Raw genomic sequence first — 11,569 nt, 5'->3', positions numbered from 1 at the left:
GTGAGAACGCTGATGACCGGCACCGCCGATTCCGCTGCTGACGACGACGCCACACTGGCGCCTGGAAACAATGCCCAGATTCCGCAGGCCACTGAGCGAATGCTTTCCCAGCATGGGCTGCTGCAGATCGTTTCGGACCCGGTCTATCTCGAGGCATTGCAACTGCCTACGCAAAGCAGCGGCATCATGCAGCCGGGCTTCTTCGATATCACCGGATATGCGAACAGGAATGATGCCGCCGGTTATATGAAGGCGGGGGTGAAACCCGATTCCTGGAGTGCGCAGGCTGCGCTTGCCCGTCTGCGCAGCGCGCTGGGTGATACCGCAGCGAGCAAGCCCACATATGCTTGGCAGGGCACCGGCCGCTGGACGCTGCAGGCGCTTACGCAGGCCAGGCGTCAAGGCTACTCTACCGTGATCGCCAGCAGCGGATTCAATGACCGTGACTCAGCCACCGTGCACACCGGCAAATACGTCGTGCCGACCCAGGCCGGCGATGTCACCGTGCTTGCAGCGCAAAAGGAGCTGAGCAACCTGGCGCAGGGCAATGCCACGGCGACCCGGGCGCGCGGCGAAAACAGCGCTGCGGGACGGTTGGCGCGCTTCATGGCGCAGAGCGCTTTCTATCAGATGGAGCAACCTTATATAGCGCGCAATCTACTGGTGTGCTTTGATGCCGATACGCCGGCGGGCGACGAAGGCAAACTCATGAGCGCCATCGAGCAGGCCCCATGGCTTTCGCTGACCGATCTGAGCACACTCTCCGCAGTCGAGCCCTATGCTTCAGGCGAGGCAGCGGCAGCGCTGGCACCGGCAGATTCTGGCGTCACAGAGCAGCAGTCTCAGACGCTCAACTCCACCTTGCGCGCACTGCAGGAAAGCAGGGCGGATATCAGTCGTTTCGCCACGTCGATCCTTTCCGATGAGCCACAGCGCAGTTCCACGGACAGCTCCTCCAGCAACGGCTCCGCGAGCAGCGGAAGCCCGCAGTCCTTGGCGCAGCAGAATGCCAAGGCCACGCACGTGCAGACAAGCGATACGTGGATCTCCCGGATTCTCGCCTGTCATGACCGTTTCGCCCTGCATGCGCTGAGCGGGACGGCATCCTTGCGCAGCGGCATGACGGCGGGAGCCAAGAGCCTAGCCGCTGACTTGCTGGGAGGCATCACCATCACGCCTACCGAACGGGTGACGGTGGTGAGCGAAACGGCCAGCATGCCGGTCACCGTGAGCAACGACCACCCATATCCCGTGTTGGTGCGGGTCTCCTCAATCACCGATTCCATGGAGATCGTCACTGGCCGCTTCTCCGAAGTCGAGGTGCCGGCGCATGGCAGCACGCAGACGACTTTCACCATCCGCGTGTCGACTTCAGGTAATACCACCGCTCACCTGGCCCTGCTGGATCGGCAGGGCGCACGATTCTCCACGCCGCGAACGACGCCGATCATCAGCACGCTGCAAATCAGCGACATGAGCGGATTCATCTTCATCGCCGCCGCAGTAGCATTCGGCGTGCTTGGCCTTTGGCGACAATTCCACCGCAAGAAAGATCCTGACGAATGACCTCCACCGTAGGACGCAACTCCCTGATCATGGCCTCTGGCACGGCAGCCTCCCGCATTACCGGCCAGATCCGCACGATCCTGCTCGCCTCCGCGGTCGGCACGACCGGCATCGCGGCAAACGCCTACCAGGCTGGCTCGATGATTCCGCAGGAGGTGTTCACGCTGGTCTCCGGCGGCATCTTCAACGCGGTGCTCGTGCCGCAGATCGTGCGCACATTGCAGCGCAAGGACGCGGAGGACCGGCTCAACAAGCTCATCACCTTCGTTATCGCGCTCCTGCTGGGCATCACGCTGCTCATGACGCTCGGCACCCCGTTGCTCACGCGGCTGTACGTGCGCGGCGACGGCGACATGCTGGCGCTCACCAACGCCTTTACGCTGTGGTGCATGCCGCAGATCTTCTTCTACGGCCTGTACACGGTGATCGGGCAGATACTCGCCGCCAAAGACCATTTCGGCATGTACGCCTGGAGCTCGGTGGGCGCGAATATCATCAGCAGCGCCGGTTTCATCGCGTTCATCGTCCTATTCGGCCGGGCCAACCGACGCCCGATAGGCTTTTGGACCCCGGATAAGATCACGCTCACGGCGGGCGCATGGACGCTGGGAGTAGCCTTTCAGGCGCTCGTGCTGTTCTTCCCGCTGCGCAAGATCGGGATCCGATATCGCCTCAGCTGGGGCATCAAAGGCATCGGGCTGCGTGCGATGGGCCCGGTCGCCGCATGGAGCATCGGCATCGTAGTCGTCGGTCAGCTCGCCAATATCGTCGACACGAATGTGACCACCAGCGCGCCGGACCGGGCGGCGGCGCTCTTCGGCCTGAGCCAGTATCAGGTCGCCGGCAACGCAAGCTATCAGAACGCCTATACGATTTATCTGCTGCCATACGCATTGATCGCCGTGTCGGTGGCTACGGCTGTATTCCCCAAAATCGCGCAGGCCATCGCCTCCCACGATCTTGACGGCGCACGCAAGGATCTGAGCCAGGCGCTGCGTAATGTCGGCCTGCTCATGTGCTTCTTCACAGTCGCGTTTCTCGTGATGCCCACCCCGATCACGCTGGCGTTGCTGCCTTCAGTGAGCGTGCACGAGGCTCTGCTGATCGCCGGGCCGATGGTGGCGCTGGCGGTCAGCCTGCCTTTGGCGAGCGCCTACCTGATCATCCAGCGCACCTTCTACGCTTTCGAAGACGGCCGGCACCCCTTCCTGTTCATCGTGTTGCAAACCGGCTTCCAGCTCATCGTGATACTGATTGGCGTGCTGCTGCTGTCACCCGTCCACTGGGCGACGTTGCTGGGCGCGTCGATCTCGATCGGTTATCTGCTGGCCTTCCCGATTCTTGCCGTGATGATCCATAGGCGCTTCAACGGCCGTGTGGATGGCAAACGCATCGTGGCCACGTATACGAAAGCGCTGATCGCCATGGGCGCAGCGGTCGTCGGCGGGCTGTGGCTGCGTCAGCCGGCGTATACGCTGGTGGGTGCGCACATGGATTCCAAGGGCGGCACAATGAACTGGTTCCAAGCAGTCGCCGTGTGCCTCATCCTCGGCGTGATCGTAACCGTGCTGTATGCCGGGGTGCTCTGGCTGCTGCGCACACAGGAATTCATCCTGATCGCAGGCTCCCTGTCGCGCCGCCTCCTGCGCCGGCGCGCCGGCCACCAAGGCGGCGCTGTCTCAGCCTCCACGGGAGCCCGTGGAGCGACGCTTCGCAATGCCCCGGCCCGTAATATTGCAACCGGCGACATTGCAACTCATAGCGTTATACCCCAAGACAGCATCGTGCCACAAGACATCGAGGCGACCTCCCTGCCGCCGATGTTCGACCCTGCGACACATGCGTTGATCAGACCTGATCGACGTGCGGAATCACCCCGGAATTCGGCCAGCCCCACCGGTAGAATATCTACAGCGCCGCAGAGCTTTGCGCCGCCATCGCACCGGGGAGTCGAAGGAACCATGGAGCCTGAACTGGGAGACGTTGTCATCAACCGCTATACGTTGGTGTCGCTGTTGCGTGCACAGCCCGGGCTGCAGGCATGGAAGGCCAATGACCGGGTGCTGGCCCGGTACTGCCAGCTTTTCCTGGTCAACGATGCCGATGTGGTGCCGCAGATCAACGCAATCGCCTCCTCGCTGGCGTTGTCACGCAACGCGCATGTCACCCCCGTGCTGCAATTGCAGCATCGCGACGGCATCGCAATCGTCGTCACGCAACTGGATGCCGGCTCCGCGCTGAGCGAGTACTGCCAAGGCCGCGCGGACCGCATAATGAATTTTTCCGCAATGCGTTCCATTCTGGCCCTGTCGGCGCAACTCGCGCGGCAATTGCTTGACGGCGGGCTCGAACGGCTGGCGCTCAATACGGACACAATTCGTGTTACTGCGCATGGCGTGCAATTCGCCGACGTTCCGTTGGGCCCGATATTGGATGACGTCTCACGCCCTCCACAAGCTCTCCACAGCGAGCAGCTCGCGATCTGGCAGCTCGCCGCCGTGCTGTACGCGCTGCTCACAGACACGCCGTCGGCCGAAATTGGCGGCGCATATGATCTGAAAAAACTGCCGAACGACACTCCCGATGAATTCCGACTTATCTGCAAACGCGGCTTGGGCCTCCGGGACGAATCCGGAAACGCGAGCATCGCCATGCTGGCGCTGGATGAGTTGATCGCGCTGCTCGGCGAGTGGAAACCCATGTCGCAGCTGTCCGCGCTGGATATGACTAAACCCGGAATGAACGGACCAGTCTCCATTAGCACTGCCATGCTTCGCAACACGACGAATGACCGACTGCTCGACATACCTGGCACCGTATTCACCAGCGAAAAGCTGCCTGCGGCGGCTCCGAACACCACCATTGGCGTCCCTATCGGAGCGGCCGCTGCGGTTGACAAGAGTGCCGGCATCGTTGTGGGCATACCTGCCGACGGTGATTCCGATGAGGCTTTCGACAATGCCGCTGCCGGCAATGATGCCGTCGAATCTGCCGCTGTCACTACGCCGGGCGTTTGGGGTGCGGGCGTCGGAGCACTCAAATCGTTCTGGAACCGCGGCAAATCAGCGTTGACCAGCACTGATCACGACGCCGTGGCACAGCAGAACAGTCAGGACGGCGATATCCCCGCTTTCCGCGATATCGCCGCAGCAGAAATGGCTGAGATCATCGCTCCCGGGGACACCGAAGACAGCGGCACGCTCTTCCCGAATTTCGATTTCACTACGGGGGGAGCGACAGGCGGCACCACGACGAACCCGACCATGCAATTCGACTTCTCCTCCCCACAATTCATGAACGCCGCAGAGGGCATGAACGACCCGTCAACCCAACCTTTTGCGGCGACAGGCCGCATTCCGGTCATCGACGAAAACGGCGATCCCGTAGAGCCTGGAGCCGAGTCTCGGCGAGCGCTCATGCAGGAGCGGGAACAGCGGGACGCGGCGCAGCGAGCCGAACGCGATGACAACACGGGGGCAGGCGGCGCACAGGGCAAGGCATACGACAATGCACAAGGCAACCCGCGAGGACAAGGCGCAGCCAAGATTGACGCTGCAGGCGTCGAACAGAGCGTCAGACATACCACGCCGAGCGACAATAACGCGAACAATGTCGCAACATTGCCGCCGAGCTTCACGCCAACGGCAAGCGCTGCAAGACCCGCCACCGTTGCAACCGCTCCCGAAGCGCCCCAGGACGGCCTCGCTGGCGGTGATGCGCCCAACGATGATCTCGCTGATGACGATATTGCCGATACTCCGCTTTTCGGCGGCTTCACGACGAAAATCGTCTCATTGGTCGTAGTGACCCTCGTCGTGGTCGCGGCGCTGTTCCTCGCCCTGCGCGGATTGTCCGGCCAAAGCTCCAACGGGGTCAGTCAGAGCGGATCAAACCCATGGCCCAGCGCAAATCTCAACGACGTGCCCTTTGGCCCGAGCACCGGTGCGAGCGCCTCGGACGATAACGCAGGCTCGCCAAGCGCGGGCGCCTCCGAGTCCTCAACACCACAGCAGAGCGCATCAGGCGATATTATCAAGAAGGCCACGAAAAAACCACGCATCCTCACTGCGGACAAAAACGTGAAGCAGGTGCCGGCACCTAAGGTACCGCTGAACACGACCCCGTATCATATCGATCGGCGCAGCTGGGTTGTCAACCCGGGCGGCCAGCTCGGATACGCCTATTACATGCATCTGAGTCAGCCGGAGAAAGCCTCCCGTTTCGTCATCACGATTCGCTCCTCCGGCGGCCAGGGCTATCTGTTCGCCAACACCACGAACGATCCCAAGCAGGGGGAGCAGGTCGCCGAATTCACTTTCGATTCCAGCCTCACCACGGAGGTGACGTTCACTAAGCCCGTCACTTCGCAGGACTTCCTCATGTGGGTCCCCCGCGACAGCCTGCCAAACCGCCAGCTCTACGTCACCAGTGTGCAGATCTACTGAGCATTCAAACGGCGTGGAAAAGATCCGAGGGAACACGTGGCAACATCCGCGCATGGCCTGCGCATTCAGGCGGTCCACGTGTCAGGCTCGTGACATTTTGGACGTCGTTCGCGCCTGTTCGGCTCGGTAGACTAGAGTTTTCCTATACGTTTACGCTTCAAAGCCGAGCTCTCGCCAAGGTCGTCCGCGGCGCGGCGCAAGGGCTGGCACGGGCTGAACGCGCCATGCGTGCATCGAAAATGCATTGTGAAGAAAGGCCATAGCATGTCCGAAACCGACACTCCATCTTCGAAGGTCATCAGGAACGACCCTTGGTATGGCTCGTATGCCGCCCGTGCGGAGGCTATGCGAGCCTCCGAGATCCGAGCGTTGTTCGCCGTGGCTTCCAGGCCTGAAGTCGTCTCGCTCGCCGGCGGCATGCCCTATCTCGAATACATGCCGTTCAAAGAGCTCTCCGAGCTTATCGCCAAAATGATGGTCGAACGGGGCGATGTGGCTTGGCAATACGGCTCGGCACAGGGCGATCCGCACCTGCGCGAGGACGTGCTGCAAATCATGGAGCTTGAGGGCATCACCGATGCGCACCCTGATGACGTGGTCATCACCAACGGCTCGCAGAACGCCCTCGACCTCATCACCCGCATCATGTGTGATCCGGGCGATGTCGTGCTCTCCGAGGCGCCGAATTATGTCGGCGCGCTCGGTGTGTTCCAATCCTTCCAGGTCGAGGTTGTCAATGTCATGCTCGATGAGAACGGGCTGATCCCCGAGTCTTTTGAAGAGACCATCGTCGAGCAGCGCAAGCAGGGCAAAAAGGTCAAGTTCCTCTACACTGTGCCGAATTTCCATAATCCGGCCGGCGTGACGTTGAGCGTCGAACGCCGCCCGCGCATCCTCGAGATCGCGCGCAAATACCATGTACTCATTGTCGAAGACAATCCTTACGGCCTGCTCGGCTTTGACGGGCAGACCTACCCGGCCCTGCGCTCGATGGACGATCAGAACGTCGTGTATCTCTCCAGCTTCTCCAAGATCATCGCCCCAGGCATGCGTATCGCGTGGATGGTCGCTCCACTGGGCATCCGGCAGAAGCTCGTCCTGGCCAACGAGGCCTCGATCCTGTGCCCGCCGAATATGAGCCAGTTCACGATCACCACGTATCTGGACAATTTCGACTGGAAAAAACAGATCAACGATTATCGCGGCATGTACAAGAAGCGCTGCGACACGATGGATGCGGCGCTGCGCGAATACCTGCCATACTGTTCGTGGCACAAGCCCAAGGGCGGTTTCTACATCTGGCTCAAGATCCCCGAAGGGCTCGATTCGCGCGCGATGCTGCCGCGTGCCGTCACCGCCAAAGTCGCCTATGTGGCTGGAACCGGTTTCTACATGAATGGCGAAGGCCGCGACCATATGCGCCTGTCCTTCTGCTATCCCACGCCAGATCGCATCCACGAGGGTATCCGCCGCCTGGCCGGGGTCATCGACGCCGAACGGGAGACGACCGAACTCTTTGGCACCAGTGGCGTGCCTGATCCGGATCCGCGCGATTCAGAGCACCCCGGTCCGCAGATCCCATAAGGCCGGAGGACTTCTGTACGACGTGATTCCCACGCAACCAACGCACAGTATCGTCGTAGGCATAACGCACAGAAATAAGGCATAGCAATAGAGTTTCCAAGAAAGGCGAACGCCATGGCAACGATTCAGGATGATCCTTCCGCCGACGCGGCAACGCAATCGGGGCAGAGGAGTACAGCAGGGAAGAACACTGCGGGAAAAGATGCAGACATACTGTTCGCGGACAGCAAGGCCGCTGACGGCGAACAGACCGAACGCCCGGCAGCTGGATCTGGGCGCAGATCGGCTGCCCTAAAGAAGGCCACCCAGAGAGACGTGGCCGCATCAAAGGTGCGGCCACGCGGCGAAACCAAGGTGCTGATCATCTGCGGCGGTCTGAGCCATGAACGCGACGTATCCCTGAGCTCGGGCCATCGTGTCGGCGGCTTCCTTGACGACGCCGGCTGGCAGGTCAGCTTCCATGATATGGACAGCGAACTGTTGCAATATCTTTCGGACCCGGCTACCCGACCCGACATCGTCTGGCCGCTGCTGCACGGGGCGAACGGCGAGGACGGTTCGATCCGCGACATCCTCGAGATGGAAGCGCTGCCATATATCGGCTCGCGCGCCAAGGCTTCGCGCACGGCGTGGAGCAAGCCCATCGCGAAGAACGTCGTGCGCAAGCTCGCCGGCCTGAGCACTTCGCATTCGGTCACGTTGCCCGAATCGATGTTCCGCGAGCTCGGGGCAGGTAAGATCATGGAGCTGCTTGTCGATTCGCTGGGACTGCCGCTCTTCATTAAGCCGACGATGGGAGGATCGGCGCTCGGTTGCACGCTCGTGACCGATGCGAAGCAACTGCCGCAGGCCATGGTCAGCTGCTTCGCCTACGGGCAGGTCGCTCTGGTCGAGCGGGCGGTCATTGGCACGGAAGTATCGGTTTCGGTGCTGGAAATCGATGGCGAGCCGCTGGTGCTGCCGCCGCTGGAGATTGTGACGCCGAACGGCACGTATGATTACGATGCCCGCTACACTCCCGGTCCTACCGACTTCTACGTTCCCGCCCGGCTCCCCGCCGCCGTGCTCAAGGCTACGCAAGATGCGGCGCTGGCGGCGCACAGGACCTTGAGCCTACGCGACATCTCGCGCACCGACTTCATCGTCGACGCCAATGGTGTCCCGAGGTTCCTCGAATCGAATGTCGCCCCCGGCATGACTGATACTTCGCTGCTGCCACAGGCCGCTGTCGCCGCCGGATATGATCTGGCCGAATTGTATTCGCAGCTTGTGGAATCAGTGCTGCGCCAAGATCGTGTCCAACCGCATAACTGAGCGACCCATTGCGCCCAAGGCTCAGCCGCTGCACCGGTGATGGTAGCGTGGTGCCCATGACTGAAAACATACGCGATGCAGTGATTATCGGCTCCGGCCCTGCCGGCTATACGGCGGCGATTTACCTCGCCCGCGCCGGCTATAAGCCACTGGTGATTGCCGGAGCGGTCACCCCTGGCGGCCAGCTGGTGAACACGACCGAAGTGGAGAACTACCCCGGCTTCCCTGATGGCATTCTGGGGCCGGACCTTATGGATGCGATGCAGCATCAGGCTGAAAAATTCGGCGCGGAAATTCTTTGGGACGATGTCGTGTCGGTTGATCTGAAGGGGGACGCGAAAAGCATCACCTGCGACGGCGGCGACACCTATCGGACCCGCGCGGTAGTCATTACGACCGGCTCTGATTACAGGAAGTTGGGCGTGCCCGGTGAGGCGGAGTATTCGGGCCGAGGCGTCTCCTATTGCGCTACCTGCGACGGCTTCTTCTTCCGCGATAAGCCCATCGTCGTGGTCGGTGGCGGTGACAGCGCCTTTCAAGACGCTGATTTCCTCACCCGCTTCGGCTCTTCGGTCACGCTGATCCACCGCCGCAGCGAGTTCCGCGCCTCCAAAATCATGGTCGACCGCGGCAAAGCCAATGACAAGCTCTCCTTCGTGCTTGACTCCGTCGTCGAGCAAGTCAACGGCAATGACAAAGAGGCCGAATCGGTAACGGTGAAGAACGTCACAACCGGCGAAACCACGACGCTGCCGGCCAGTGGCGTCTTCGTAGCCATCGGGCACAATCCCGCCACTGGCTTCCTCGATGGTGCGTTGGATCTCGATGCACATGGCTATATCACGACCGAAGGCGCATCCACGTGCACCTCGCTCGCCGGTGTGTTCGCCGCCGGTGACTGCGTCGACAGCGTTTACCGCCAGGCCATCTCCGCCGCTGGCACCGGCTGCCGCGCCGCGCTTGACGCGCAGGCGTATCTGGACGAACTGGGTGCGTAAGGCTGAACTTTCTTCCGACCGCATTACCATTACGCCCAAGACTGCACTTTCTTTGACCATATACCCGCCGGTTAGAACACACCAACACCGGGTTCTTTGAGCTGTACCCGCCACTGCGATCTGTCGACGTCGTTCCACGTGGAAGTGAGGGTGGCATCGGGATCCGTATGCCATCGGTCGCACTTCAGCAGCGTGTTGCAAACGTCCGCTGACGTTAAAGCTCTGTAGCCGAAACGGACTTCGGACCGCCTGGCTGCTTCGCGGCGATTGCACCAGGCTGATCGCACAGCGCATATCTGCCGTAAATCACGGCGACCATGATGCGCGCCAGATCGTCGGTATTCACAGATTCAGGCAATATCGCCTGTATGCCGATATTCGTTGGGCTGTCGGTTTTCTTGCCGCCGCCGTCTTGGACATCCATTCGTTACGATGCGCATGCCGTCGTCTGTCGCCAAGTGGCGTATCATGTTCATACACCATTTGATGGATATGGCTTTATAGCTGAGGGCTCGCCATAAATGATGCCGAGACGCCATATGTTTCGGATAATGAGACCAGGGGAAGATCTCCCGTCCTATTCTGCTCAATCCCAGGCGGAATCAGATTCAATATCCCATTCTGACCTTGGCCCTGTTCCTTTCCGGACGTCGGCGTTGCGACATTTATGGAAAACAGTGACTGGAGCAAGCTGGGTACTCACCATGATTGGCGTCGTCATGATTATCATCTTTCCTGTCTACCGTATGTTTTAGGGCCCATAATGGGGCTGATAGGACTGTTCTCCCACGGTATCAGGGATTGTTCCGGCTGGTGATAGGCACTCTATTGATCATGCTCTTCCCTATGCAGTTGAGGGAGATCCAAGCCAGGATGCCCCGTGGCGGTGACTGGCGATCAGATGAGCCCCATCGCGAACTGTCTCTGTCGCTGCGTGAGATAACGATCCATGTCGCGCAAGTGATTGTGGTGGCACTGGCGCAGGATTGATTTTCACGCATTTCGTTCCGGAATCCAATGCCGCGACCTCCTTGTTCTTTTCGCTTGGATTGCCTGTCGCAGGCATTCTATTGGGCGTATGCCTGCATTACCACTGGAGGAATAATCCGCCGTGCGGTCCATACACCTTGTATCTGGCAGCATACTTCGGCTTCGGACTGGGCGCCCTGTATTTCCTTGCTGTCGCTGGATTCATGCTCGCCCATACTGCGATCGACTTGGCGCAAGGATCAGTGACTATCGCTGCCGATTATGGATACAGCGAGGAGGAGAAGATCAGCGGCAATGCTGTTGGGACCGGTTCCTTCACCCAAACAGTGCAACGCATGCATTTCAAGAAGGCGTGCGGCGCTGAATTCAGCCTTGGTGTCAGTCCGAAAGAGGTGCGCGATCCCATCCGTTACATGGAATCATGGGAGGGCAATATGTACCCGACGTATTACCAGCATTCGGGCATATACGTTTCAGTCGCCCGAGCGCACATTCCTTCCGAGATTTTCAATGAACCGTTCTCATGATTATGAGGCAGACCTGTGATATTCACTAACGATGAGGTGAAACTAAGATGCTGGTGACTGTAAATGGTTATGAAACTATTGGCTTGCTGCACATCGCTCGTTGCCCTTAGCCGCCTACGACCAGCCGTCTGTGAGCTATGATGAT

At 60.3% G+C, this 11,569-nt stretch carries 7 protein-coding genes; 6 read left to right on the top strand and 1 reads right to left on the bottom strand.

Going from position 1 to position 11,569, the window contains the following annotated elements; genetic code table 11:
- The 5 genes from LKG04_RS04370 to trxB all read left to right on the top strand — a co-directional run.
- Positions 1-1,566: DUF6049 family protein (locus LKG04_RS04370; RefSeq protein ID WP_291763319.1), on the top strand; the 1,566-nt coding region annotated here is incomplete at its 5' end.
- Positions 1,563-6,011 (top strand): lipid II flippase MurJ, encoded by a 4,449-nt coding sequence (locus LKG04_RS04365; RefSeq protein WP_291763317.1) that lies wholly within the window; start codon positions 1,563-1,565, stop codon positions 6,009-6,011. The genes LKG04_RS04370 and LKG04_RS04365, both read left to right, overlap by 4 nt.
- Before the next feature lie 264 nt (positions 6,012-6,275).
- A complete protein-coding gene (locus LKG04_RS04360) occupies positions 6,276-7,595 on the top strand; it encodes a PLP-dependent aminotransferase family protein (RefSeq protein WP_291761264.1) in 1,320 nt (439 codons plus the stop codon).
- Positions 7,596-7,709: 114 nt separating this feature from the next.
- On the top strand, positions 7,710-8,909 hold the full coding sequence (locus LKG04_RS04355) for a D-alanine--D-alanine ligase family protein (RefSeq protein ID WP_291761262.1): 1,200 nt from the start codon (positions 7,710-7,712) through the stop codon (positions 8,907-8,909).
- Between the two features lie 56 nt (positions 8,910-8,965).
- A complete protein-coding gene (trxB, locus tag LKG04_RS04350; protein WP_291761261.1) occupies positions 8,966-9,907 on the top strand; it encodes a thioredoxin-disulfide reductase in 942 nt (313 codons plus the stop codon).
- Between the two features lie 214 nt (positions 9,908-10,121).
- On the opposite strand, the gene LKG04_RS04345 is transcribed toward trxB, so the two are convergent.
- Positions 10,122-10,331, bottom strand: coding sequence for a hypothetical protein (locus LKG04_RS04345; protein WP_291761259.1), 210 nt, complete (start codon positions 10,329-10,331; stop codon positions 10,122-10,124).
- A 562-nt stretch (positions 10,332-10,893) separates the two neighbouring features.
- Here LKG04_RS04345 and LKG04_RS04340 point away from each other — a divergent pair.
- Positions 10,894-11,424, top strand: coding sequence for a hypothetical protein (locus tag LKG04_RS04340; RefSeq protein ID WP_291761257.1), 531 nt, complete (start codon positions 10,894-10,896; stop codon positions 11,422-11,424).
- The last annotated feature ends 145 nt before the right edge of the window (positions 11,425-11,569 follow it).

Source organism: Bifidobacterium sp., assembly GCF_022640935.1.
Lineage (GTDB): Bacteria > Actinomycetota > Actinomycetes > Actinomycetales > Bifidobacteriaceae > Bifidobacterium.
The sequence above is the reverse complement of the archived record's forward strand: the minus strand, read 5'-3'. Positions and strand labels throughout refer to the sequence as shown.